The sequence below is a fragment of the Kitasatospora sp. NEAU-CNBT7 genome (assembly GCF_057220535.1).
Genome location: NZ_JBXQQB010000007.1, coordinates 227609 through 253335, shown reverse-complemented (window position 1 = coordinate 253335; position 25727 = coordinate 227609). Strand labels below are relative to the sequence as shown.

General features: G+C 71.3%; 21 protein-coding genes and 1 riboswitch. Of the genes, 7 read left to right on the top strand and 14 right to left on the bottom strand.

Annotated features, from left to right (window positions below):
* The first annotated feature begins 27 nt into the window (after positions 1-27).
* Entirely contained in the window at positions 28-1017 is a 990-nt protein-coding gene (locus AC2TEW_RS12755; RefSeq protein ID WP_484623467.1) for a tetratricopeptide repeat protein, read from the top strand.
* Positions 1018-1114: 97 nt separating this feature from the next.
* Complete coding sequence (gene def / locus AC2TEW_RS12750; RefSeq protein ID WP_484623466.1) at positions 1115-1759, top strand: peptide deformylase; 645 nt, start codon at positions 1115-1117, stop codon at positions 1757-1759.
* 67 nt (positions 1760-1826) lie between these two features.
* On the opposite strand, the gene AC2TEW_RS12745 is transcribed toward def, so the two are convergent.
* The 4 genes from AC2TEW_RS12745 to AC2TEW_RS12730 all read right to left on the bottom strand — a co-directional run bounded on the left by AC2TEW_RS12745 (position 1827) and on the right by AC2TEW_RS12730 (position 7611).
* Entirely contained in the window at positions 1827-3146 is a 1320-nt protein-coding gene (locus AC2TEW_RS12745; RefSeq protein ID WP_484623465.1) for an acyltransferase family protein, read from the bottom strand.
* A 130-nt stretch (positions 3147-3276) separates the two neighbouring features.
* Positions 3277-4272: a ribonucleotide-diphosphate reductase subunit beta gene (locus AC2TEW_RS12740; RefSeq protein WP_484623521.1), complete on the bottom strand. Its 996-nt coding sequence runs from the start codon at positions 4270-4272 to the stop codon at positions 3277-3279.
* Positions 4273-4292: 20 nt separating this feature from the next.
* Complete coding sequence (locus AC2TEW_RS12735) at positions 4293-6632, bottom strand: ribonucleoside-diphosphate reductase subunit alpha (RefSeq protein WP_484623520.1); 2340 nt, start codon at positions 6630-6632, stop codon at positions 4293-4295.
* A gap of 260 nt (positions 6633-6892) precedes the next feature.
* Positions 6893-7022, bottom strand: a riboswitch (cobalamin riboswitch).
* An 82-nt stretch (positions 7023-7104) separates the two neighbouring features.
* Positions 7105-7611, bottom strand: coding sequence for a GNAT family N-acetyltransferase (locus AC2TEW_RS12730; protein WP_033818926.1), 507 nt, complete (start codon positions 7609-7611; stop codon positions 7105-7107).
* 417 nt (positions 7612-8028) lie between these two features.
* Between AC2TEW_RS12730 and AC2TEW_RS12725 the strand changes: the two genes are divergently transcribed.
* Positions 8029-9006 (top strand): helix-turn-helix domain-containing protein, encoded by a 978-nt coding sequence (locus tag AC2TEW_RS12725; protein WP_484623464.1) that lies wholly within the window; start codon positions 8029-8031, stop codon positions 9004-9006.
* 98 nt (positions 9007-9104) lie between these two features.
* Here the strand turns inward: AC2TEW_RS12725 and AC2TEW_RS12720 are convergent, their stop codons facing one another.
* The 8 genes from AC2TEW_RS12720 to AC2TEW_RS12685 form a co-directional block, all read right to left on the bottom strand.
* On the bottom strand, positions 9105-9872 hold the full coding sequence (locus AC2TEW_RS12720; RefSeq protein WP_484623463.1) for a histidine phosphatase family protein: 768 nt from the start codon (positions 9870-9872) through the stop codon (positions 9105-9107).
* Between the two features lie 212 nt (positions 9873-10084).
* Entirely contained in the window at positions 10085-11704 is a 1620-nt protein-coding gene (gene mctP, locus AC2TEW_RS12715) for a monocarboxylate uptake permease MctP (protein ID WP_484623462.1), read from the bottom strand.
* A complete protein-coding gene (locus AC2TEW_RS12710; protein WP_484623461.1) occupies positions 11701-11964 on the bottom strand; it encodes a DUF3311 domain-containing protein in 264 nt (87 codons plus the stop codon). Before AC2TEW_RS12710 ends, mctP begins: the two co-directional genes overlap by 4 nt.
* A 199-nt stretch (positions 11965-12163) precedes the next feature.
* On the bottom strand, positions 12164-12952 hold the full coding sequence (locus AC2TEW_RS12705) for a GntR family transcriptional regulator (protein ID WP_484623459.1): 789 nt from the start codon (positions 12950-12952) through the stop codon (positions 12164-12166).
* Between the two features lie 181 nt (positions 12953-13133).
* Entirely contained in the window at positions 13134-14714 is a 1581-nt protein-coding gene (locus AC2TEW_RS12700) for a glycoside hydrolase family 3 protein (protein ID WP_484623458.1), read from the bottom strand.
* 54 nt (positions 14715-14768) lie between these two features.
* A complete protein-coding gene (locus tag AC2TEW_RS12695) occupies positions 14769-15686 on the bottom strand; it encodes a carbohydrate ABC transporter permease (protein ID WP_484623457.1) in 918 nt (305 codons plus the stop codon).
* A complete protein-coding gene (locus AC2TEW_RS12690) occupies positions 15683-16648 on the bottom strand; it encodes a carbohydrate ABC transporter permease (RefSeq protein WP_484623456.1) in 966 nt (321 codons plus the stop codon). Before AC2TEW_RS12690 ends, AC2TEW_RS12695 begins: the two co-directional genes overlap by 4 nt.
* A gap of 173 nt (positions 16649-16821) precedes the next feature.
* The gene (locus tag AC2TEW_RS12685) at positions 16822-18135 is read right to left on the bottom strand and encodes an extracellular solute-binding protein (protein ID WP_033818919.1); all 1314 of its coding nucleotides are present in this window, start codon (positions 18133-18135) and stop codon (positions 16822-16824) included.
* Positions 18136-18727: 592 nt separating this feature from the next.
* On the opposite strand from AC2TEW_RS12685, the gene AC2TEW_RS12680 reads away from it, so the two are divergent.
* From AC2TEW_RS12680 to AC2TEW_RS12670, 3 genes are all read left to right on the top strand, one after another.
* Positions 18728-20035 carry an extracellular solute-binding protein gene (locus AC2TEW_RS12680; RefSeq protein WP_484623455.1) on the top strand — a complete coding sequence of 436 codons (1308 nt, stop codon included), beginning with the start codon at positions 18728-18730 and terminating at the stop codon, positions 20033-20035.
* 162 nt (positions 20036-20197) lie between these two features.
* Positions 20198-21259: an SIS domain-containing protein gene (locus AC2TEW_RS12675; protein ID WP_484623454.1), complete on the top strand. Its 1062-nt coding sequence runs from the start codon at positions 20198-20200 to the stop codon at positions 21257-21259.
* Positions 21260-21730: 471 nt separating this feature from the next.
* A complete protein-coding gene (locus AC2TEW_RS12670; RefSeq protein WP_033818916.1) occupies positions 21731-23248 on the top strand; it encodes a PAS domain-containing sensor histidine kinase in 1518 nt (505 codons plus the stop codon).
* 350 nt (positions 23249-23598) lie between these two features.
* Here AC2TEW_RS12670 and AC2TEW_RS12665 read toward each other — a convergent pair whose 3' ends face one another.
* Both AC2TEW_RS12665 and AC2TEW_RS12660 read right to left on the bottom strand, forming a co-directional pair.
* Positions 23599-23850, bottom strand: coding sequence for a WhiB family transcriptional regulator (locus AC2TEW_RS12665; protein WP_014138019.1), 252 nt, complete (start codon positions 23848-23850; stop codon positions 23599-23601).
* 369 nt (positions 23851-24219) lie between these two features.
* Positions 24220-25191: a diacylglycerol/lipid kinase family protein gene (locus tag AC2TEW_RS12660; RefSeq protein ID WP_484623453.1), complete on the bottom strand. Its 972-nt coding sequence runs from the start codon at positions 25189-25191 to the stop codon at positions 24220-24222.
* A gap of 50 nt (positions 25192-25241) precedes the next feature.
* Here AC2TEW_RS12660 and AC2TEW_RS12655 point away from each other — a divergent pair, with 50 nt between their 5' ends.
* Positions 25242-25661 (top strand): hypothetical protein, encoded by a 420-nt coding sequence (locus AC2TEW_RS12655; RefSeq protein ID WP_484623452.1) that lies wholly within the window; start codon positions 25242-25244, stop codon positions 25659-25661.
* Positions 25662-25727: the final 66 nt, after the last annotated feature.

Here is a 25727-nt window from a genome sequence, read left to right as displayed (position 1 = left end):
GGTGACGACGGACGGCAAGGGACGAACGTGAGGATCTTCCACCGCGCACGGCACCGGCCGTCTGCCACCTGGCGGCAGACGACCGACCGGGCCTTCACGCTGATCGGCGACGGCCGGTACGAGGACGCCGGGGCCCTGCTGGTGATGGCCGCGGACCTCGAACCGTGGCTCTCCGACTCCTGGTTCAACCTGGCCCTGCTGCACAAGTTCCGCCGTGACTGGGAGCAGTCGCGCACCGCGGGCCTGCGCGCCGTCGCCCTGCTGGACCGCGGCCAGGGTGCCCCGGACTGGTGGAACCTCGGCATCACCGCCACCGCCCTGCAGGACTGGCCGCTGGCCCGCCGCGCCTGGCAGGCGTACGGCCTGAAGCTGCCCGGCGCCCCCGCCGCGGCCGCCGCCGCGACGATCGAGCTGGACCTGGGCACCACCCCGGTGCGGCTGTCCCCGGACGGCGAGTCCGAGGTGGTGTGGGGCCGCCGGCTGGACCCGGCCCGGATCGAGGTGCTGTCCATCCCGCTGCCGTCCTCCGGCCGCCGCTGGGGCGAGGTGGTGCTGCACGACGGCGCACCGAACGGCGAGCGGGTCGCGGATTCGGTGGCGTACCCGGTCTTCGACGAGATCGAGCTGTGGGCGCCGTCCCCGGTGCCGACCCACGTGGTGCTGCTACAGGCCGCCACCGCGGGTGACCGGGACGCCCTGGAGCGCCTGGTGTCCGACGCGGGCTACGCGGCCGAGGACTGGACCTCCTCGGTGCGGCTGCTGTGCCGGGCCTGCTCGGAGAGCCGGATGGCGATCGACGACGGCCGGACCGTGCACCACGACCCGCACGACGACGGTGACGCCTTCCACCCCGGCCACCTCAGCCACCTCAGCCAGGGCAGCACCGGCACCGCCTGGCTGGCGGAGCGGGAGTGCGGGATCGCCGCGCCCACCGCGCTGGTGCGGATCCTGCTGGAGCGCTGGGTGGCCGCCTCGCCCGCCACCCGGGCCTACCGGGACCTGGAGGAGGTCTGCTGAGACCCGGTGCGGGCTTCGCGGAGTAAGGACCGGCCGGGATCGGGGGGCCGTACCCTTGAGCGGTACATCCGGTAGATCCACGAAAGCGGAAGCGACCATGGCGGACCAGCACGACCACGAGCACGACCACGAGCACGGCCATCAGCACGGCCACGACGAGCCCGCGGCCCCGCAGGTGATCGGGGAGGTGCCCGACCTCTCCAAGGGCACCGCCCGGCCGATCACCGTGGTCGGCAACCCCGTCCTGCACCGCGAGTGCCAGGACGTCACCTCGTTCGACGCCGAACTCTCCGCGCTGATCGACGACATGTTCGTCTCGATGGAGGCGGCCCAGGGCGTCGGCCTGGCGGCCAACCAGATCGGCGTGGACCTCAAGGTCTTCGTCTACGACTGCCCGGACGACGAGGGCGTGCGCCACATCGGCCACGTGATCAACCCGGTGCTGGAGGACCTGCCGGCCGGCCGCCGGGTCCTCGACGACTCGCCCGAGGGCTGCCTGTCGGTGCCCACCGCCTACATGGACCTGGCCCGCCCGGACTACGCGGCGGTCACCGGCCAGGACAAGGACGGCAACCCGATCCGGGTCGAGGGCACCGGCTTCTTCGCCCGCTGCCTGCAGCACGAGACCGACCACCTGTACGGGTACCTGTACATCGACCGGCTCTCCAAGCGCGACCGCAAGGACGCCCTGAAGCAGATGGCGGAGGGCACCGCCCGCTACGCCACCGTGCCGAACGCCTGACGGACCGGCAACGCCGAAGGGCCGGGGCGCGCACGTCGCGCCCCGGCCCTTCGCGTTGCCGCCCCGGTCAGCCGGCGCGCCCGCCGATCCGCTCGACCCGCCGGGTCACCCGGTGGCCGAGCCGCTGGAACGGCTGCTCGACCAGACGGAAGGTCAGGTGGCTCACCAGGACCACGACGACGCAGAACCCGGCACCCAGCCCGAGCCGGGCCGCGGTGGAGAGGTCGGTGGTGGCGTTCGGGCCGACCAGCCGGAGCAGGACGCACAGCAGTACGGCGTGCACGAGGTAGATCGAGTAGCTGATCGAGCCGAGCCAGGCGAGGAACCGCGGGATGCGGCGGTTGCGCAGGGCGTACCCGACGCCGAAGGTCGCCCAGGTGGCGAACATGGTGATCGGCCACTGCTTCTGCACCTCGACGGCCACCACGTCGCCCTCGCCGTACCAGGTGCCGACCCAGACGATCGCACCGAAGGCGACGGCGCCGGCCACCGCGCAGGTGACCCGGCGGATCTGGCCCTGCTCGGCCCGGTAGAACGCGGTGCCGGCGAACATGGTGGCCAGGATGGCCATGCTGAACCAGCCGGTCCGGCCGCTGGTCACCAGCAGGGTCAGGGAGAGACCGCCGAGCAGCAGCGCGCCGAGGACCGCGAGCGGCCGGCGCCGGCTCATCACCAGCAGCAGCCCCGCCGCCATCACGGCGGCCACCAGCGCCGTCGACCGCCGGACCCCGTCCAGGTCGTGGCCGAGGCGGATCAGCGGGAAGACCCCGACCAGGGCGACCGCGGCGACCGCGAAGACGACCGAGATCTCGGCGCTGCGGCGGTGCACCCCGAGCACGAACAGCGCGGCGACCAGGAGGTAGAACGCCATCTCGTAGGAGAGCGTCCACATCACGAACAGCGTGCCGCCCATGCCCAGGAAGTCGTGCAGCATCGTCAGGTTGCCCAGCGCGGCGATGGCCGGATGCGCCGTGGAGAACCCGTTGACCGGGGAGAGGGTGCGGTACGCGTCCAGCTTCCAGACGAGGACGCCGGCGGCGACCACGGCCAGGCACAGCGGGTAGATCCGGAACAGCCGGCTGACCCAGAAGCCGCGGACGCTGCCCCGCCGCTCCAGCGAGGCGGGCACGATGTAGCCGCTCACCAGGAAGAACAGGAAGACGCCGTAGGAGCCCAGATCGAGCCAGTGGCTGGTGCGGGCGAACAGTCCGGGCAGCAGGAACTGGCTGAAGTGCTGGACCACGATGGTCAGCGCCGCCAGCCCGCGCAAGGCGTCGAGCCAGCCGAGACGAGGTTTCGCGGGCGTCGCCGCGGCGACGGCGGGGCCGGGCGGGGGACCCGGCTGAGGGTGCGCCTCAAGGGTCGGTACGGGTGAGGTGTGAGACACCCGAAGAGGCTAGCGCATTGTTCGAATCCGAAGGCCGCCGGTGACCGGGCCGCAACAGCACCGCCGCCCCGTCGTCATGCACGACGGGGCGGCGGTGGCGGGCGGCCGGGAACCGGGTTCCCGGGGCGGCCTAGAAGTCGTCGTCGAAGGCGACCGAGCCCTCGACCGCGACCTGGTACGCCGAGACCCGGCGCTCGAAGAAGTTGGTCAGCTCCTGCACGTTCTGCAGCTCCATGAACCCGAACGGGTTGCTGGAGCCGTAGCGCACCGGCATGCCGAGCCGGGCGAGCCGCTGGTCGGCGACGGCCTGCAGGTACTCCCGCATCGACTCGGTGTTCATCCCGGGCAGGCCCTCGCCGCACAGGTCACGGGCGAACTGGAGCTCGGCCTCGACGGCCTCCTCCAGCATCTCGGTGACCTGCTTGGCCATCTCGTCGTCGAAGAGGTCGGGCTCCTCCTCGCGCACGGTGTCCACCACCGAGAAGGCGAAGTCCATGTGCATGGACTCGTCCCGGAACACCCAGTTGGTGCCGGTGGCCAGGCCGTGCAGCAGACCGCGGCTGCGGAACCAGTACACGTACGCGAAGGCGCCGTAGAAGAACAGGCCCTCGACGCAGGCCGCGAAGCAGATCAGGTTCAGCAGGAACGCGCGGCGGTCGTCCTTGGACTGCAGCGAGTCCAGGTGGTCGACGGCGTTCATGTACTTGAAGCAGAACTGCGCCTTCTGGTGGATGGAGGGGATGTTCTCCACCGCGGCGAAGGCCGCCGCCCGGTCCTCGGGATCGGGCAGGTAGGTGTCGAGCAGCGTCAGGTAGAACTGGACGTGCACGGCCTCCTCGAACAGCTGCCGGGACAGGTAGAGCCGGGCCTCGGGCGAGTTGATGTGCTTGTAGAGGCTCAGCACCACGTTGTTGGCGACGATCGAGTCACCGGTGGCGAAGAAGGCGACCAGCCGGCCGATCATGTGCCGCTCGCCCTCGCTCAGCTTGGCGAGGTCGGCGACGTCGGAGTGCAGGTCCACCTCCTCCACGGTCCAGGTGTTCTTGATCGCGTCCCGGTACCGGTCGTAGAACGACGGGTAGCGCATCGGACGCAGCGTCAGCTCGAAGCCGGGGTCGAGCAGCATCTTGTCGCGATCGGCGGAACTCACTGGCAGGCCTCGCAGGACTCGGGGTTCTCCAGGGAGCAGGCGAGGGCCGCCTCCTCCTCCGGGGTCAGGGTCGGGGTGGGCACCGGCACCGGGGCGGCGGTGCGGGCGGCGCCGGACGCGGCCTGGGCGATCCGGGTGGCCGGGCGCGAACGCAGGTAGTAGGTGGTCTTCAGACCGACCTTCCACGCGTAGGCGTACATCGAGGAGAGCTTGCCGATGGTCGGCGCCGCCATGAAGAGGTTCAGCGACTGGCTCTGGTCGATGTACGGCTGCCGGGCGGCGGCCAGGTCGATCAGCGCGCGCTGCGGCAGCTCCCAGGCGGTCCGGTACAGCGAGCGCACCTCGGCGGGCAGCCAGCCCAGCTCCTGGACCGAGCCGTTGGACTCGCGCAGCGAGTCGCGGGTCTGCTGGTCCCAGACGCCGAGCTCCTTGAGCTCACGCACCAGGTACGGGTTGACCTGGAGGAACTCGCCGGACAGCGTCTCGCGCTTGAACAGGTTGGAGACCTGCGGCTCGATGCACTCGTACACGCCGGCGATCGAGGCGATGGTGGCGGTCGGCGCGATGGCCAGCAGCAGCGAGTTGCGCAGGCCGGTGACGGCGATCTTGGCGCGCAGCGCGTCCCAGCGGGCGGTCCACTGCGGGGCCGCGTCGAAGTGGTCGATGTGCAGCTGGCCGCGGGCGGCGCGGGTCTCGCCGTACGCGCTGTGCTGCCCGAACTCCTCGGCCAGTTCGCTGGAGCGCTCGTAGGCGGTCAGCATGATGCGCTCGGCGATCAGCGTCGACAGCTGCTTGGCCTCGGCCGAGTCGAAGTCGATCCGCAGCTTGAAGAAGACGTCCTGCAGGCCCATCACGCCCAGGCCCACCGGGCGCCAGCGAGAGTTGGAGTTCCCGGCCTCGGGGGTCGGGTAGAAGTTGATGTCGATGACCCGGTCCAGGAAGGTCACGGCGGTGCGCACGGTGGCGTCCAGCCGGTCCCAGTCCATCGCGCCGAGCAGGTCCCCGGCCGTGGCGCCGTCGGCGACGTGGGCACCGAGGTTGACCGAGCCCAGGTTGCAGACCGCGGTCTCGGAGTCGTCGGTGACCTCCAGGATCTCGGTGCACAGGTTGGAGGAGTGCACCGTGCGGCCGGGCAGCGCGGTCTGGTTGGCGGCGCGGTTGGAGGCGTCCTTGAAGGTCATCCAGCCGTTGCCGGTCTGCGCCAGGGTGCGCATCATCCGGGCGTACAGGGTCTGCGCGGGGATGGTGCGCACGGCCTTGCCGGCCTGCTCGGCCTTCAGGTACGCCTCGTCGAAGTCGGCGCCCCACAGGTCGACCAGCTCGGGCACGTCGGCCGGGGAGAACAGCGACCAGTCGGCGTCGGCGTTCACCCGGCGCATGAACTCGTCCGGGATCCAGTGCGCCAGGTTCAGGTTGTGCGTCCGGCGGGCCTCCTCGCCGGTGTTGTCGCGCAGCTCCAGGAACTCCTCGATGTCGGCGTGCCAGGTCTCCAGGTAGACGCAGGCGGCGCCCTTGCGCCGGCCGCCCTGGTTGACCGCGGCGACCGAGGAGTCCAGGGTGCGCAGGAACGGCACGATGCCGTTGGACTGGCCGTTGGTGCCCCGGATCAGGCTGCCGCGCGAGCGGATCCGGCTGTAGGACAGGCCGATGCCGCCGGCGTGCTTGGACAGCCGGGCGATCTGCGCGTAGCGCGAGTAGATCGAGTCCAGGTTGTCCAGCGGCGAGTCCAGCAGGTAGCAGCTGGACATCTGCGGGTGCTTGGTGCCGGAGTTGAACAGGGTCGGCGAGGACGGCAGGTAGGAGAGCGCGCTCATCAGCGCGTACAGCTCCGCGACCTCGCGCACCGCCCGCTCGCCGTCGCCCACGGCGAGGCCCGCCGCCACCCGGAGCAGGAAGTGCTGCGGGGTCTCGATCACCTTGCGGGTGATCGGGTGCCGCAGCAGGTAGCGGGACTGCACGGTGCGCAGGCCGAAGTACTCGAAGCGGTCGTCGCCGCGCTCGTCGATCAGGGCGTCGAAGGCGTCCGCGTGCTTCGCCACGAAGTCCGCGGTGGTGTCGCCGATCAGGCCCTCGGTGTGGCCGACGGCGATCGAGGCGGAGAACGACACGGCGCCCTGGCCGACGGCCTCGTCCGAGATCTCCAGCGCCAGCAGCCGGGCGGCGAGCTTGGAGTACTGCGGGTCCTCGGCGATCATCGACGCGGCGGCCTCCACGGCCAGTCCACGCAGCTCCGCGAAGTCGGAGCCGGCGTGGCGGCCGCGCAGCGCGGCGGCGGCGACGTGGCCGGGGTCCACCTGGGGAAGGTCGACGCTGCGGTCGGTGAGCAGGCGCAGCAGCGCGGCACCGGGATCAGCGTCGGCGGCGGTGGTGGCACCACCCGGCCGGAGGCTGGGGGAGGAACCCTGGGACGGCAGGGCGACTGAGGCGGCGACGGTCAAGGCGCACTCTCTCCTGTGGCGGCGGCGGACGAGATCGGCCGGACCGTTTCAGGCAGGGCGGAGCGGCACGCCGAATCACCAGGCGTGCGTGGTCCCACCCCGGCCCACCCGCGAGGCCCGGACAAGTACTGCGGTGCTGCAAGGCATCTGCGGGGAAGCCGTGTGGCACGCCGTCGGCAGGTCTCGGACTCGCGGGTCAGGGTGTTGCGAAGCCCGCTCACCGTTGCGGGGCAGTCCCGGACTCCCACCGGGTTCCCCTGCGTCGACAGCGAGAGCGAGCATACATGTTGTGGGCGGGGTCAGGATGCGCCACCAGATGTAGTGCCGCGTGTCGTGGTCGCTCGACTGCGTTGCGCCACGGGGTGAGCCGTCAGAATGTGATCGAATAGACGATCACATCAATGCCGGGGGCCGGCTCCCAGTCCCGCTCGGGGCTCCGCCGGAACCCCAGCCGTTCGTAGACGCGGTGGGCCGCGGTCATCGCCGGGCGGGTCGAGAACGCCATCCCGGTCAGCCCCAGCTCCCGGCTGCGCGCCATCGCGGCCCGCACCAGCGCGCTCCCGGCGCCCCGGCCGCGGGCCGCCCGGGCCACCGCCAGCATCCGGATCTCGCCCTCGTGCGGCGCCGCGATGTCGGCCCACGGGTTGCCGCCCGGGGCGAAGGTCACACTGCCGAGCACGGCTCCGCCGGCCGGGTCGACGGCGACGAGGAGCTCGGCCTCCTCGGCGCGGCGCCGGGTGTCCCGCAGGAGCTCGGGATAGGGCCCGTCCGGGCGGCTGTAGCCCTCGCCGACGTAGACCTCGACCGAGAGGGCTCCGGCGGCGTCCAGGTCCTCGGGGAGGGCCCGGCGGATGACGAGGTCGGGGGCGGTGTCCATGCCACCAGTCTGCCGGGGCCCCGATCGGCGGCGGCGGCCAGGGTGGTGGCGAGCCGGGTGGCGAAGGCCGGGCCGGCCGGCGGCGGGGTGGTCGGGGGCTGGGCGGCCGGCGGCGGGGCGGCGGCGGTCGGGGTGCCCGCTCCGGCCGCGGCGCCGTGCAGCCGGTCCGGCCGGCCGGGGTCGGCCGGGTAGCCGCCGGGGCGGTGCCAGTTGTCCCGGCCGTGCCGGGAGGTGCGTTCCAGGTCGCGGCCGGCCAGCAGGCCGAGCAGGCCGAAGGCCCCGACCGCGGCGGCCGGGGCGAGTACGCCCATGAGTGCCGAAGAGTCCATGCGCTCCACTCTCGCGACGGCCGGACCCGGCCACGAGTGGCAGAAAAGACCACTTGCCTCGAAAAGCTGCCACCGGCATCCTGGGGCCATGCTGACCAACGTCGTCACCGTGGTGCTGGAGGAGATCCACCCCTTCGAACTGGGCGTCGCCTGCGAGGTCTTCGGCCTCGACCGCAGCGACGACGGCCTGCCGGTCTACGACTTCGCACTGGCCTCGGCCCGCCCGGGACCGCTGCGCACCCACGCCGGCTTCAGCGTCGACGTCCCGCACGGCGTGGAGCGGATCGCCGGCGCGGACCTGGTGATCGCCGCCGCCACCGGCATCCGGGACGACTACCCGGCCCCGCTGATCGAGGCCCTGCGGGCCGCCGTGGCGCGCGGCGCCCGGGTGCTGTCGATCTGCAACGGCACGTTCCTGCTCGGCGCGGCCGGCCTGCTCGACGGCCGCCGCTGCACCACCCACTGGCGCCACTCCGACCTGCTCGCCGCACGCTTCCCGCTCACCACGGTCGAGCCCGACGTGTTGTACGTCGACGAGGACCCGGTGATCACCGCGGCCGGCACCGCCTCCGGCATCGACGCCTGCCTGCACCTGGTCCGCAAGCTCCAGGGGCCCGAGGTGGCCCGCGGGATCGCCCGCCGGATGGTGGTCGCCCCGCACCGCGAGGGCGGCCAGGCGCAGTTCGTCGCCCGCCCGCTGCCGGCCGAGGACGGCGAGTCGCTGGGCGGCCTGCTGGAGTGGCTGCGCCACCACCTGGACCGCGAGCTCACCGTGGAGCAGCTGGCCGCCCGCGCCCACATGTCGCCGCGCACCTTCGCCCGCCGCTTCCAGCAGGAGACCGGCACCACCCCGCACCGCTGGCTGACCGGCCAGCGGGTGCTGCTGGCCCAGCGCCTGCTGGAGGCCACCGGCGAGCCGGTGGACGCGGTCGCGGCGCGCTGCGGCTTCGGCAACGCGGCCACCCTGCGCCACCACTTCGGCCGCCGGCTCGGCACCACCCCGCAGGCCTACCGGCGGGCGTTCGGCGGGACGCCGGCGCAGCAGCGGGCCGAGAGCCTCCGCTGACCCCTCGCGGCCTTCTCCGGGCCCCCGTCGGACCGGCGCGTCGGACCGGCGCGCGGCCGCCCGCGCACCCGGCCGGGACCGCCGGACCGGCACGCGGTTCAGTCGGCGGGCCGGTCGGGTGCCCGGTCCAGGTGGCCGGTGTCGTTCCAGCCGGCCGGGACCAGCCGGCCGTGCTCGGCCCGCCAGCGGCTGGCCGAGCAGTTGCGGACCGGCTCCAGGGCGAGCAGCTGCTGCTCGGTGAGGCGGTCGAGGATGTAGCGCAGCATCAGCACGGTGCAGTCGTGGGCGACCACCAGTACCGGCCGGCCGTCCTCCTCCCGGGTCAGGTCGGCCAGCAGGCTGCGCATCCGCAGGGCCACGTCCAGCCAGGACTCGCCGCCCGGGGGCCGGTAGTGCAGCTCGCCCATCCGGCGGCGGCGGGCGGCCTCGGCGGGGTGCTCCTTGTCGATGGCGGCCTTGGTGAGCATCTCCAGCACGCCCAGCTCGCGGTCGCGCAGCCGTTCGTCCTGCCGCACCTCGGTGGTGACCGGCACCGCGCCGAGGCCGCCGGCCTGGGCGAGCGCGATCCGGGTGGTCTCGGTGGTGCGCAGGTACGGCGAGCACCAGACGCTGCGCGGCCGGTCGTCCGGCGGCAGCTCGGCCCACCAGCGGCCGAGCGCCCGGGCCTGGGCCTGGCCCCGGATGGAGAGCGGGATGTCGGCGTCCCGGCTGGTGATCGGTACGGTCAGCGCGCCGGTCGCGTCGGCGTGCCGGAACTCCACATTGGCGGTCGACTCGCCGTGCCGGGTGGCGATCAGCAGCGAGGGCAGTCTGACGCCCTCGTGCCGGCCCCGGTGTCCGTTCAGGATGGTGCCCAGCTCTGTCATGGCAGCGTCTCCCCGTTTCCGTGTCTCTGCCCGGGACGAACGGCCCGCCACATGGATGATCACCCGATATGATCGCGCCGTCACCTCAAGTGCCGACCAGTGTCGACCGAGGCGACGGCGCGATCACAGGGCGCGTACGGCATTGCAGGGCGCGTGCCGGATTTCAGTGCGCCCCCAATGCCTCAGTGCGCCGGCTGTTTCGGTGCGCCGCCTCAGTGCGCCACCGCAGGCTGCGGGGCCTTCTCGATGGAGGGTTCCCCGGCGTCGGCGGTGTAGTCGCCCGGCGAGGTGGCGTCCAGTCCCTCGGGGGCCTTGGCCGCCCTCAGCACCAGCGTCAGCACCACGGCCACCACCAGGTTCAGTACGAACGCCGTCAGCCCGATGTAGCCGATCTCGCCGATCCCGGGGATCTCGGCCGAACTGCCGCCGAAGTGCTTGGTGGCGGGCGAGGACACCCCGTACGCCTTCCAGGTGCCGTAGACCATGCCCGCCGCCCAGCCGGCCAGCAGCGCCCAGCGGTGGAACCAGCGGGTGAACAGGCCGCCGACGATCGAGACGAAGGTCTGCAGGATCCACAGGCCGCCCAGCAGCTGCAGGTTGATCGCGAACTGCTTGTCCATGGTCAGCACGAAGGCCAGTGCGCCGACCTTCACCAGCAGCGAGGCGATCTTCGCGACCCTGGTCTCGTCCGCGGCGGTGGCGTCCGGTCGGATGAACTCCTTGTAGACGTTCCTGGTGAACAGGTTGGCCGCGGCGATCGACATGATCGCGGCCGGCACCAGGGCGCCGATCCCGATCGCGGCGAAGGCCACCCCGGTGAACCAGTCCGGGAACATGTCCTCGAACAGCTGCGGCACGGACAGCTGGGCGTTGAAGCCCTTCACGCCCTTGCCGACCCCGGCCGCCACCGCCATGAAGCCGAGCAGCGCCAGCAGGCCCAGCATCAGCGAGTAGGCGGGCATCAGGGCCATGTTCCGGCGGACCGTGTTGCGCGACCTGGAGGCCAGCACGCCGGTGACCGAGTGCGGGTACATGAACAGCGCCATCGCCGAGCCCAGTGCCAGCGTCGCGTAGCCCCACTGCGCCTTCGGGCCGGTGATCAGCGAGCCCACCGGGGTGCCGTCCGGCTTCTTGGCGGAGAACTTCTGCGCGGCCGCGTCGAAGATGTGCCCGTACCCGCCGAGCCGCATCGGGATGTAGATCACCGCCACGATGATCACGACGTAGATCAGGGTGTCCTTGACGAAGGCGATCAGCGCCGGCGCCCGCAGCCCGGACGAGTAGGTGTACGCCGCCAGGACGCCGAAGGCCAGGAACAGCGGAAGGTCCTTCATGAACCAGTTCCCGCTGCCGCCCACCCCGAGCACGTCCAGCACGGCCTGGATGCCGACCAGTTGCAGCGCGATGTACGGCATGGTGGCCAGGATCCCGGTCAGCGCCACGGCCAGCGACAGCCCCTTGGAGCCGTACCGCCCGCGCACGAAGTCGGCCGGGGTGACGTACCCGTGCACCCGGGAGACCGACCACAGCCGCGGCAGGAACAGGAACACCAGCGGGTACGCGATGATCGTGTACGGCACCGCGAAGAAGCCCGCCGCGCCCGCGCCGTAGATCACCGCCGGCACCGCGACGAAGGTGTACGCGGTGTACAGGTCGCCGCCGAGCAGGAACCAGGTGATCCAGGTGCCGAAGCTGCGGCCGCCCAGGCCCCACTCGTCCAGGTGCAGCGCGTCGTCCGCCCGGCGCCAGCGCGAGGCGAGGAAGCCCATCACGGTGACCGCGACGAAGAACAGCAGGAAGACGGCGAGTGCGACGCCGTTGACGTCCTTCACCGCTCACCACCGCCCGCGGCGGCGGCCCGGCGGGCCTTCTCGTCCCGGTTGATCAGCAGGTACGCCCCGACGGTGAACACCGCCGACAGCGGCACCCACATCAGCTGGTACCAGTAGAAGAAGGGGACGCCGCCGAGCTCGGGCCCCTCCTTGGTGTAGGAGGCGACCCAGAGCATCGCGACGACGGGGACGGCCAGGCACAGCCCGGCGAGCACCCGGGCCGGTGTGACCGGCGGCTGAGCGGGGACTTCTGACGACATGTGACGGCTCCGGCTGAAGAGGGCTCACCTCGTCGGCGCCGCAGCGCACATCACTGTCCGCCCGCCGAGCAGCACCTGTGGTGACCAGTAGTCAGTACGGGAGCGAAATGTAGGGCACGCAGTGACCTGTGTCACTGCTCATGACAGAACTTCTCGCGTGCCGGACGGACGGATCGGTCCAATCCGGGCAAATCGCCGCCTACTCCGGGCGCTTGAGCCGGGTGATGAACTTGTACCGGTCGCCGCGGTAGATCGAGCGCACCCACTCCACCGGCTTGCCCTCGGTGTCGAAGGAGTGCCGGGACAGCTGGAGCATCGGCAGGCCCAGGTCGGAGCCGAGCAGACCGGCCTCGCGCGGGTTGGCCAGGGTGGTCTCGATGGTCTCCTCGGCCTCGGCCACCGTCACGCCGTAGACCTCGCGCAGCGCGGTGTACAGCGAGTTGTGCTTGGCGAGGTTGCGGCGCAGCGCCGGGAAGCGCTTGGCCGACAGGTGGGCCACCTCGATCGCCATCGGGTCGCCGTTGGCCAGCCGCAGCCGCTCGATCCGCAGCACCCGCCCGCCGGGCTTGATGTCCAGCAGCGGGGCGAGCCGGTCGTCGGCGGTGATGTAGCCGAGCTCGATCAGCCGGGAGGTGGGCTCCAGGCCCTGGGCGCGCATGTCCTCGGTGTACGAGGTCAGCTGCAGTGCCTGGGCGACCTTGGGCTTGGCGACGAAGGTGCCCTTGCCCTGGATCCGCTCCAGCCGGCCCTCGACCACCAGCTCCTGCAGGGCCTGGCGGACGGTGGTCCGGGAGGTGTCGAACTGGGCCGCCAGCGCCCGCTCCGGCGGCACCGGCGTGCCCGCCGGCTGAACCTCCGTCAGCTGCAGCAGGTGCCGCTTCAGGCCGTAGTACTTGGGGATCCTCGCCGCCGTGTCGGTGGCAGGTCCGGACTGGGCCGGCACCGTGGTTCCTCCGGGGAGGTCCGCCGTGTCCCTGTCGCCGCTCATGGCCGCTCTCACTCCTCGCAGTGCAGCCGTCACCGGCTCCTCCATCGATCTATCAGCACATGGTCGCACGCGGGGGCCGGTCGGCGTGAGTTCCCTTCTGCAACCAAAATCCGGACGTCCCCGGCGGGAACCCCCGGCAACCGCCGGGGCACCCGCGGGGGACGGCAGGAACGGTAACGGATCAGCCCGACTGGGCGGTCGGCACCCCGAGCCCGGCGAGCGCCTCGGCGGCGGCGATCCCGCACACCCGGGACCCGCCGTGGGTGGCCAGCACGGTCACCCCGCGGGACCCGAACAGCTCGCCGAGCCCGTGCGCGGTGCCGATCTCGACCACCACCGCGTCCGGCCGGGCCTCGACCAGGGCGAGCGCGGCGCGGCGCATCCACGGGTGCCGGTGGACGTCACGGACCACCAGTACCAGCCGACGGCCGACGGCGGCGCCGAGCAGCGGCGCGACGTCCACCTCCGCGCCCTCGGCCGCGACCGGGACGTGCAGCAGGCCGGAGCCCTCCATCCGGGTGGCCGGGGCGCCGACCCGGGCCCGGGTGGTGCCGGGGATCAGCTCGGCGAGCGGCCCGGCCACCCCCCACGGGGTCTCCTCGCCGACCGCGATGTTGGCGCCGGGGGAGAACTCGACCACGTGCGGCACGCCCTGGAGCGGCCGCAGCTCGCCGTGCACCCGCAGCGCCCGGCGGGCCGCGGCCAGGCCGATCCCGACCTCGCCGTGGGTGCCGACCTGGGACCGGCGGACCGCCGCCGACCAGCGGGCCACGGCCCGGTTGCGCTCGGCGGCCCGGTGCAGCCGCTCGGCCGGCAGCCGGCCTTCGCGGACCGCCCAGACGAGCGCGTCGCGCAGGTACAGGAAGGCGTCCTCGTCGTGCAGGCCGCCGCCCACGCAGATGGTGTCGGCCCCGGCGGCGATGGCCTGGACGGTGCCGGAGGCCACGCCGTGGGTGCCGGAGATGGCACCCATCTCGATGCCGTCGGTGACGATCAGCCCGTCGTAGCCGAGTTCGCCGCGCAGCAGGTCGGTCAGGATCGCCGCGGACATCGTGGCGGGCAGCCGCTCGTCGTAGGCGGGGAAGAGGATGTGCGCGGTCATGATGCTCTTCACGCCGGCCGCGATGGCGGCCCGGAACGGCAGCAGGTGCTGCTGGAACTTGTCCTGGCCCAGGTCGATCCGGGGCAGCCCGAGGTGCGAGTCGCCGACCGTGTCGCCGTGGCCCGGGAAGTGCTTGGCGCAGGCCGCGACACCGGCCGACTGCAGGCCCCGCACGTACGCGGCGGTGTGCCGGGCGGCGAGCTCGCCGTCGTCGCCGAACGAACGCACCCCGATGACCGGGTTGTCCGGGTTGGAGTTGACGTCCGCGCTCGGTGCGTAGTCCAGGTTGACCCCGACGCTGGCGAGGTCGAAGCCGATCGAGCGGGCCACCCGCTCGGTCAGCTCGACGTCGTCGACCCGGCCGAGCGCCAGGTTGCCCGGGTACGAGGAGCCGCTGGTCACCTCCAGCCGGGTGACGTCGCCGCCCTCCTCGTCGGTGGCGATCAGCAGGTCCGGGTTGAGCGCGTAGAGCTCCCCGGTCAGACCGGCCACCTGCTGCGGGGTACGGATGTTGCGGCCGAACAGGGCGACCCCGCCCAGCTCGCCCTCGCCGAGTCTGCGGCGCAGCCAGTCGGGCGCGGTCAGGCCGGCGAAACCGGGCTGGAGGACCGCTCCGGCGTCCGTCAGGAGTTCGACGCTTTCCGTACCAGGAGTCGCCATGGTTCCTTCCCTGGGGGATGAGAAGTGCTGGAGGTGCGGTGGGGTGAGGAAGGGCTAGCCCTTGACCGCACCGGCGGTGAGGCCCGCCGACACCTTCTTCTGGAAGATCACGAACAGCAGGATCACCGGCACCGAGACCAGCAGGGCGCCGGCCATCTGCGCGCCGTAGTCCGCGCCACGGGTGGGGGTGGTGGCGTAGAAGGTCAGCCAGGCCATCGAGGTCTGCTTGCCGCCGCTGCTGAGCATGGTGTTGACGACGATGAACTCGTTCCAGGCCTGGATCCAGGTGTAGACCCCGGTGGTGATCAGACCGGGCAGGGTGAGCGGCAGGATGATCCGGAAGAAGGCGCCCCACTTGGTGCAGCCGTCGACCATCGCCGCCTCGTCCAGCTCGGCCGGGATGTTGACGATGAACGAGCGCAGCGTCCAGACCACGTACGGCACGGTGAAGACCAGGTACGCGAGGACCACGCCGATGAGCGTGCTGGTCAGCCCGGCCTCGTTCATCACCACGTAGAGCGGGATCAGGATGGCCAGCAGCGGCACCATCTGGACCACCAGCATGGTGACGATGAAGAAGTTGCGGCCGCGGAAGTTGAAGCGGGCCACGCCGACCGCGGCCAGGAAGCCGATCACCAGGCCGAGCAGCACCGAGCCGAGGGTGATCACGGCGGTGTTCTGCAGGGCCGGCAGGAAGGCCTTGTCGTCGAAGATCGTCGAGTAGCTGTCGAACGAGAACGAACTGGGCCAGAAGGTCGGGTCCTTGGAGATCAGGTCCCGGTTGGTCTTGAAGGTGGTGATGATCATCCAGTAGATCGGGAAGCCCATCACGGCGGCGAAGCAGATCCCGAGGGTGTTCCAGACCCAGGTCATCGCCCGGCTCTCGCCGGTGGCGCGGACCTTGGCCCGGACCTTGGCGCCGGCCGCGGCCGGCTCGGCCTGCGGGGCCGGCTGTACGTCGAGGGTGGTCATCGCTCGTTGGCTCCGATCTTGAGCATCTGGCGGATGTAGAAGACCAGCACCGCCAGCATGAGGACGATCATGGCGATCGAGATCACCGAGCTGTCGCTGTACTTGGAGGCGACGATGCCCTTCTCGTACAGGTAGATCCCGATGGTCCAGTAGCCGTCCTCGGGGGAGGTGTTGCGCAGCGAGAAGATCTGCGCGAACACCTGGAAGTCCCAGATGAAGCTGAGCGCCGTGGTGACCAGCAGGAACGGCCGGATCACCGGGATGACCACGTGCCGGAAGGCCTGCAGCGGGCCGGCGCCGTCCAGCTTGGCGGCCTCCATCAGCTCCTTGGGCACCTGGGTGAGCGCGGCGTTCAGGCCGAGCACCAGGAACGGCAGCGCGCCCCAGATGATCACCGAGGCGCTGACCACGTAGAGGCCGACGGTCGGGTCGCCGAACCAGTCGTAGTGCTTGACCGACTCATCACCGGTGAGCAGGTAGCCGATGTAGTCGACGACGCCGCCGTTGCTGGCGAACAGCCAGCGGAAGACGGTGCCGCTGACCAGGGCGGGGATCGCCCAGACGAACATCAGCACGGTGATGACGGTGACCTTGACCCAGTTCGAGACCCGGTTCAGCAGCAGGGCGAACAGCATGCCCAGCACCATCGAGAGGATGACCAGCTCGGCCGTGAAGTAGACCGAGCGGAGCACGACCTCCCAGAATTGGCCGTCACCGAGGATCTTGCCGAAGCCGTCGAACCCGATGTACTTCCCGAGCGACGGGTTGACGATGTAGGCGTACCGGTTGATGTTCTGGAACGACAGGTCGAACAGTCTGAACAGCGGGTACGCCATGATCCCCAGCAGCACGGCGACCGCCGGCAGGATCAGCGCGTACGGGATGTGCCGGCCGGCCGCGAAGAAGCCGCGCGCCGCGGGCCTGGCCGCCGGGGCGGGCCCGGCCGTGTCGGACCGTGTCACGGCCTCGTTGGTAGTCACACTCATCAGGGTCCTTCCCGGGCCCGCGGAACTGGTGGGTCCTGGCGCACGGGTGGGCAGTCCGCGGTTGCCGCGAACTGCCCACCCCCTCGGCGCTCAGTGTGTGCAGGCCCGGGGGCCCCGGCGGGCTCCCCAGGACGCTGCGGTCAGCCGGTTCAGCCGTTCAGGTCCTTGACGATCGTGTCCTGAGCCTTCTTCAGCTCGGCGGCCGGGTCGCCGCCGGCGGCGATCGCACCGAAGGCGTTCTTCAGCGCGGTCTCGTCGGCGCCGGACCACAGCGGCGAGTTCGGGATGAACCAGGTCGAACCCTCGGCCGCGTCACCGGCGGCCTTGTTCTCCGGCTTGGCGGCCTTGTAGGCGGCGACCAGGGTCTTGTTGTTCGGGATCGCGAACTTGGCGAGCTCGGTCTGCTGCTTGGTGTTGGTGTAGATCTGCAGGAAGGTCGCGCCGAGGCCGGCGTTGGCCGCCTTGGCCGGGACGGCCAGGTCGGAGCCGCCGAGGAAGGCCGGGGTCGGGGCGCCGGCGGCGGTGCCCGGGAGGGCGATGGTGCCGAGCTTGTCGGCCAGCGACGGGTCACCGGTCTTCGGGTCGACGACCGAGCCGACCTCCCAGCCGGCGCCGATGATCGCGGCGATGTTGCCCTTGGCCATCAGGGCGTCCTGGGTGGCCTCGTCGGTGGTGGTGCCGCCGACCGAGAACTCCTTCTGCAGGTCGTTCCAGGTCTTGATGCCGTCGACGAACTTGGGGTCGGTCAGCGTGCCGGTGAACTTGTCGCCGTCCTTCTTGGCGATGACGTTCTTGACACCGAAGGTGCCGGCGCCGAACGCGGTGGCGGTGTACCAGTTCTGGCCGGGGATGTAGAGGGCCGAGAAGCCGGGCACGTTCGCGTTGGCGGCCTTGACCTTGGCCAGGCCCGCCTTCAGCTCGTCCAGGGTGGTCGGCGGGTTGGTGACGCCGGCCGCGGCGAACAGGTCCTTGCGGTAGATCAGCACGCGGGCGCCGGCGTAGTACGGCACGGCGTAGGTCTTGCTGCCGTCCGCGCTCTGGCCGGAGGCGGCCAGCGAGTCCAGCCACTTGTCCGAGTTGTCGAACTGACCCTTGACGCCGGTCAGGTCGACGAAGGAGCCGGCCTCGATGTACTTGGCGGCCTGGGTGTTGCCGAGCTCCAGGGCGTCGGGCGCGTTGCCGGACAGCAGCGCGGTGTCGAGCTTGGTGGTGTAGTTGGTCCAGGTCTGCCACTCGATCTTCAGGGTGGCGCCGGTCTCGTCCTCGAACTGCTTCTTGGCCGCGTCGACAACCGCCGGCCAGCCCTTCTGCGCGTCGTCCATCAGCCAGACGGTGACGGTCTTGCCCTTGCCGTCCTTGCTGAGCGTGGCCTGCTTGGCGTCGCTGCTGGAACCGGACGAGGAGCAAGCGGAAGCGACGAGCACGGTGGCAATGGCGGCCACGGCTGCGATCTTGCGGTTCAAACCATCCTCCATAGGGATGAGCAAGGAATGGCACCGGGCTGCCGGGCCTGCGCCCTGAGCGTCGTTGTGCCTGTGGGGGGATGTCACCGGATGGCGCGGATACGAACTGCCGCGGGCGGCGGTGCAATCCGTGCGGTGGAGTAGACCATTGGTTTAGACCAACGCCTGGAGATTGGCATGGACCAATGAAGGGCGTCAAGGGTTCCCCAGGCGTCGGGGCAAGCCGTTACCAACGCTTGATGCGACCGTGCACTGCCGGTGGCCAACGGGGGTTGGTCCGGACCAACATGGCTCGCAAAAGCCCCTGGAACGGGGCAAATTGACCGATCGGGTGGACGATGCCCACCCGACCACCCGCCGGCGGCCCGCCGCACCCCGGTCCGGCGGCCGGTTCCTTAAGCCGGCATTAAAGGGTCCTCAATCGGCCCCTAAACGGATTTCTTGACGCGCACCGCTCAGGCTGGACAACGGGTCTGCAACGGAAGTCACTTGGGTCCCGTCGGCGCGTTGACGCCACAAGTGGTCTAGGCCAGGATCCGAGCAATCTGGTCTGTACCACTGCGCAGACCCCGTGCGTCCCCGGAGGAATTGCGTGAAGCGTCAGATCCTGGCCGTCCTGAGCGCCGCCGCACTGCTGTCCACCGTCGCCGGCTGCTCCTCGGGCGGACCGGGCGGAGCGGCGGCCTCGGCGGCCACGGATCCGAAGAACCTCACCGGCAGCGTCACCGTCTGGCTGATGAACGAGGCCCAGACCACCTGGCCGGAGCTGGTCCAGCAGGTCAACGACGAGTTCGCGGCCAAGTACCCGAAGGTCGAGCTCCGGCTGAGCTACCAGACCTGGACCGACAAGATCGCCAACCTGGACACCGCGATCAAGGCCGGGGACGCCCCGGACGTGGTCGAACTGGGCAACACCGAGACCATGAAGTACATCCTCACCGGCGCGCTCAACCCGGTGGACCGGACCACCTTCGAGAACTCGGACAGCTGGATCAAGGCCCTCACCGACACCTGCACCTACCAGGACAAGCTCTACTGCGTCCCGTACTACGCGGGCGCCCGGGTGGGCATCTTCAACTCGCAGCTGTTCCAGGACGCGACCGGCAGTGCGGAGGTCCCGAAGACCGAGGACGAACTGTTCGCGGCGCTCGACAAGATCCAGGCCAAGAACAAGGGCACCGCGGGATTCTCCGCGCTCTACCTCCCCGGCCCCTACTGGTACGCGGCGATGTCCTACGTCACGGCCTACGGCGGCGCCATCGCCCGCTTCGACAGCGCCGGCACCTGGCACGGCACGCTCAGCGACCCCAAGTCCCAGCAGGGCGTGCAGCACTTCGTCGACCTGGTGAAGAAGTACAACCACGGCGACTGGAAGGTCAACGAGCTCAACCAGGCCAACGTGCTGGGCCGCGGGAAGGCCGCGATGCTGTACGGCAACGGCTGGGAGGTCTCGGTCGCGACCGCGGCGATCACCGGCGACCCCAAGCTGAAGGACACCGTCAAGCTGGCCGGCATGCCCGGCCCGAACGGCAAGCCGCTGCCCTCCTTCATCGGCGGCTCCGACCTCGCCGTCACCGCCAAGTCCCAGGCGCCCGCGCTCGCCGCGGACTGGATCCGGATGTTCACCTCCGCCAAGTCCCAGCAGATGCTGGTCGACAAGGACACCCTGCCGAACAACCTCAACCAGCTGGCCCCGCTGCGCTCCAAGCCCGCCACCGCCGCCGCCGCGAACGCCGTGCCGGACGCCTGGTTCATCCCGATGGCACCCGGCTGGGGCGCGGTCGAGAAGCAGAACGTGCTGGTCAACATGTTGAACGACATCCTCAAGGGGAAGTCGGTGGAGGACGCCACCAAGGCCGCCGACGCGCAGATCGACCAGCTGATCAACAACCCGTCCTGAGACCGCGGCGGCACCCGTGCCCGGCGGGTGCCGCCCCCGTAGGATCACCGTGGACGCCGGCCGGACCGGCGCCCGCAGCGAGTGTGCGGACTCGCCGCCGTAGAGGTCCCCGCCGGGCAGCCGTCCGAGCGGGGTCGACCCATCTCATCGGAGGCACACCAGATGTCCGACCCTCACGCCCTCTCCCCGGCACCCGGCAGGATCATGGCGGCCGAGATGGCCGAGCAGCCGGCCGTCCTGCAGCGCATCCTCGACGAGGGCGCCCCGAAGATCCGCCGGATCGCCGCCGAGATCGCCGCCCGCGCGCCCCGGTTCTTCCTGCTCACCGGGCGCGGCACCTCCGACAACGCGGCGCTGTACGCGAAGTACCTGATCGAGGTCCTGCTCGCCAAGCCGGCCGGCCTCACCTCGATGTCCACCACCACCGCGTACGGGGCCCGGCCCGATCTGACCGACGTGCTGGTGATCACCGTCAGCCAGTCCGGCGGCTCGCCCGACCTGGTCGCCTCCACCAAGGCCGCCCGCGAGGCCGGCGCGATCACCCTGGCGGTCACCAACAACGCGGCCTCGCCGCTGGCCGAGGTCTCCGAGTTCCACATCGACGTCCTGGCCGGACCGGAGAAGGCCCTGCCCGCCACCAAGACCTACACCGCCGAACTGCTCGCCCTCTACCTGTTGGTCGAGGGGCTGCGCGGGGGCGACGGCGCGGCGGCCGGGACACTGCCGCGGCTGGCCGCCGACGTGCTCGCCCGGCAGGCCGAGGTGAAGGCGCTGGCCGAGCGGTACCGGTTCGCCCAGCGGCTGGTGATCACCTCGCGCGGGTACGGCTACCCGACCGCCCGGGAGGCGGCGCTGAAGCTGATGGAGACCACGTACATCCCGGCCAGCCCGTTCTCCGGCGCGGACCTGCTGCACGGGCCGCTGGCCATGGTGGACAACGTCTCGCCGGTGATCGCGATCGTGCCGGACGGCAAGGGCGGCGAGGCGCTGCAGCCGGTGCTGGACCGGTTGCGGGGCCGCGGGGCCGACCTGGTGGTGATCGGCCAGCGGGAGCAGGTGCGCGCCGCGTCGGCGGGCTTCGTGCTGCCGGCCGGGGTGCCCGAGGAGGTCCAGCCGATCCTGGAGATCCTCCCGCTGCAACTGCTCGCCTACGAGGTCACCATCGCCCGCGGCCAGGACCCGGACGCCCCCCGCGCCCTCGCCAAGGTCACCGAGACCCACTGACCCCCGCCCGGCAGCGTTCTTCGAAGGGGCGCGGGGTCTCCCGAAGGGGCGCGGGGAACGGCGCGAAGGCGGGAGAGTGCGGCGCCGCGCCTACCGCCCGCGCCGTTCCGCCCCCGGCGCCCCTTCGGTGGTCGGCCGCCTGCCCGCCCCGAGCAACCCCGCCGGAGGCGGAGAAGCACTACGGGCCACGGCGCCGACACAGGACCCTCAACCTGTGCGGCACCGCAGCCCGGAGCTGTCGTCGGGCGCCTGGAGAGGCGGGAGTTGTGCGGGACTCCCACTCCGGCGGCACCCGACCGAGGAGTCGCCTCGCGCGGTCAGGGCAGTGTGCGCGGGGGGCTTCTCCTTGGTGCGTCTTCATTGTGGACTAGACCAATCTGGGTTGTCCAGGGCGCGGCCGGAATTGGTCTGGACAACGTGGCGGGCCACTCCGGCAGGCCGCCGCCCGGGCCGGGTGACTAGGCTCGGGCTGTGCCCTCGCTGAACGAACTCGTCCGCCGCCACACCACCCTCACCGGTGCCGACGTGGAGTGGCTCCACCTGCTGGTCTCGGAGTGGCAGCTGCTCTCCGACCTCTCCTTCGCGGACCTGGTCCTGTGGATCCCCACCTGGGACGGCATCCGCTACGTCTCGGTGGCCCAGATGCGGCCCAACACCGGCCCCACCTCCTACCACGACGACATGGTCGGCCACCTGGTCCCCCGCGGCCGCCGGCCGCTGCTGGACGCCGCCTTCGACGAGGGAAGGATCGTCCGCGAGGGCGACCCGGAGTGGCGCGAGGAGGTGCCGGTCCGGGTGGAGTCGATCCCGGTCCGCCGGGAGGGGCGGGTACTGGGCGTGATCGCCCGCAACACCAACCTGCTGACCGTCCGCACTCCCAGCCGGCTGGAGCTCACCTACCTGCAGAGCGCCTCCGACCTGGCCCAGATGATCGCGGCCGGCACCTTCCCGTACCCGGGGGAGCAGGTCGACATGGACGCGGCGCCGCGGGTCGGCGACGGCCTGATCCGGCTGGACGTGGACGGCGTGGTCACCTACGCCAGCCCCAACGCACTCTCCGCCTACCACCGGATCGGGCTCTCCACCGACCTGGTCGGCAGCCACCTGGGCCGTACCACCGCCGAGTTGGTGCCGCCCTCGCGCGGCGCGGTGCACGAGGCGCTGGTCAAGATGGCCAGCGGCTGGGCCCCCCGGCAGACCGAGGTGGAGGCGCAGGGCGGTGTGGTGACGCTGCGGACCATCCCGCTCAAGCCCAAGGGCCAGCTCACCGGCTCGCTGGTGCTCTGCCGGGACGTCACCGAACTGCGCCGCCGCGACCGGGAGCTGATGACCAAGGACGCCACCATCCGGGAGATCCACCACCGGGTGAAGAACAACCTGCAGACGGTGGCGGCGCTGCTGCGGCTGCAGTCCCGGCGGATGGACTCGGACGCCGGCCGGGCCGCGCTGGACGAGGCGGTCCGGCGGGTCGGCTCGATCGCGATCGTGCACGAGACGCTCTCCCAGGCGCTGGACGAGCAGGTCGCCTTCGACGAGATCGCCGACCGGGTGCTGGCGATGTGCGTGGAGCTGTCCCAGGACGGCCGGGTGGTGGCCCGGCGCACCGGCAGCTTCGGCATCCTCTCGGCGGAGATCTCCACCCCGCTGGCGATGATCCTCACCGAGGTGCTGCAGAACGCCCTGGAGCACGCCTTCGGCCCGTCCGCCTCGGGGAACCTGGAGGTCAGCGCGTTGCGCGGACGCGCCCCCGCGACCGGGATGGGCTGGTCGGACAGCTGGAACGGCGGGGCCAAGCCGGACGAGTACCTGCTGATCACGGTGCAGGACGACGGCAAGGGCGTACCGGAGGGGTTCGACCCCCAGCAGGGCGGCAACCTCGGACTGCAGATCGTCCGCACCCTGGTGACCGGCGAACTCGGCGGCACCTTCGACATGGTCGCGGCGCCCGGCGGCGGCACCAAGGTCGTCCTGGAGATCCCGGTTCCGTAGGGCGCGTCCGCCGGTGGGGCCGCTCCGGCGGCCTCGCGGCGGGCGGCGGAGAGCGAAACGAGGCCCTGTCGACCGGGGGGGGGTGGGTCGACAGGGCCTCTCGACCCGCTCCGGCCGTCGGGGGGAGTCGGCCGGAACGGGGGCTCTGGGTGGCGCGACGCCCGCCCCGTGTGTTGCACACGGTGAGCGCCTGGGCTCCACGATATTGCTCTCAGTGAGCAGTATCAAGTGCCTGGGCCGCTCGCGTCGTGGGACCTCGCCGAGGCGCGGTCCGTTGAGCGGAAGGCTCGGCCGTCCGATGCGGCGGAGCCCTTGATCATGGGTTGATCGGGTTGCTGCTTGACGATGTGTCAGGCGGTGCGGGCGCGGTTGCGGGCGGCGCGACGCTTCATCGCACGACGCTCGTCCTCGCTCATGCCGCCCCAGACGCCGGCGTCCTGGCCGGTCTCCAGCGCCCACTGCAGGCACTGCTCCATGACGGGACAGCGGCGGCACACGGCCTTGGCTTCCTCGATCTGCAGCAGAGCAGGACCGGTGTTCCCGATCGGGAAGAACAGCTCCGGGTCCTCTTCGCGGCAGACAGCGCGGTGGCGCCAGTCCATGGTCGTCCAACTCCTCCGGTCGCCGGGCTGTGGCCCGGCCGACACACTCGATGGCTTGTGAATGTGAACGCTTTCACGAATCCCGCAACAGCAAAAGGGACCAAAGGCCCATCGGGCCCGGGTGGTCTGTGCTGGGGTGGGGTTCCGGCTATCAAGGGATTCGCCGCGGCCACGCCCGTGAGGGCTGGTTCCCGCTGTCGCTGCGACGTGTCCCGATCGCCATGTAGAGGTTCGCAAACCTCGGGCTCGGATACAACCCCCTTCGGGGAGGAATTTTTGATTCTTCGGTGTCGCCTAGCTCACAGCCCGTACTTCTATGGGGTGAAGGGGGCTAGCGCGTTCGAGAAGAAGGGCGGGACCCCCTTCTGGTCACACAATCACACGCAGTGCCCGCCGAACGCCTGTGAAACTGACGCGACTCCTGTCTCCAAGGTGGTCCCCGTCGACCTGAAACGGGGCCGGTTCCTGTGAAACCAAGGTGAAGTGCCGGACGTCGTGATAGGAGACGACGTGCTTGCCGCTCGGCCCGGAGGCCTTGGCGCCCCCGTCCGCAGGGGCGTGCGAGCGCAGAATCTGACGGACCGTTCGAGCCGTGCCGAACGCCGTCATCCGAGTGATGCCGAAGACGTCGAGGTCGGTGTCGAAGGAGGCCGAGGGAGAGGGGAACACCGGGCGGCTGCCCAGATAGGTCCATGGCGAGGTGTTGGAGACTATGGCCAGGACCAGGCCCGGAACCGGCTCCTGCCCATGCATTTCCAGGGTGACGGGGCCCGAACGGCGATGTTCACGCTCAGTGACGTAGTGCCGGAGCGCCTGGTTCACGTACAGCGCGTGGGTGGACTTGCGCCCGGCCCGGCGCTGCTGCTCCACCCGGCCGACCACGCCCGCGTCGAAACCGAGGCCCGCGGTGAAGGTGAACCAGCGGTCCGGCAGCCCCTCCGTCATCGCCTTGCCGAGCCCGATCGCCCGCTCCCGCCCGTGCGCCAGCGCGTCCAGCAGCGCGCCGGTCGCCTCCACCGGGTCGTTGGGCAGCCCGAGCGCCCGGGCGAACACGTTGGTGCTGCCCCCCGGCACCACCGCCAGCCGCGGCACCCGCTCCGAAGGGCCCTGCGCCAGCAGCCCGTTGACCACCTCGTTGACCGTGCCGTCGCCCCCCAGCGCCACCACCAGGTCCACCGCGCCCTCGGCGGCCGCGTCCCGGGCCAGGTCGCGCGCGTGGCCCCGGTACTCGGTGTGCGCGACGTCCAGCTTCAGATCGCTGCGCAGCGCATGGGTGAGCACGTCCCGGGTCCGAGTGCTGGTGGTGGTCGCCTTGGGGTTCACGACCAGGAGAGCGCGCATGGCGCCAGCCTACGGGTCGGTACCGGAGGGACGGCGGTTACCCTGCTGGAGTGACCGCAGAATCCCCCGCTCCCGCCCCCGCGCCCGCCCGGCCCGCCCCGCTGCTGCTCGGCGCCGGTATCACCGTCCTGGAGGGCGTCGCCCTGGCCGGATGGGGCGTCTACGACCTCGTCGCCGGACTGGCCGGCGACCCGGCGGCGCTCGGGCGCAGTGAGGCCGGCGGCGTGGTGCTGCTGCTGATGGGCCTGCTCCCGCTGCTGGCCGGCCGGGCGCTGCTGCTCGGCCGCCGCTGGGGCCGCAGCCCGGCGGTGCTCACCAACTCGATCTGCCTGCCGGTCGCCTACTACATGGGGCAGTCCGGCGGCGCGATGGCCGGCGCCGCCGTGGCCGTCGCGGTGCTGGGCCTGACCGGCATCGTGGCACTGCTCAACCCCAAGGTGACCGCGCTGCTGTACCGCCCGCAGGACTGAGGCCCGGGCCCGGAGACGACGGACGGCCGGAGGGAGGAACCCTCCGGCCGTCGGTGTGTCCGCGCC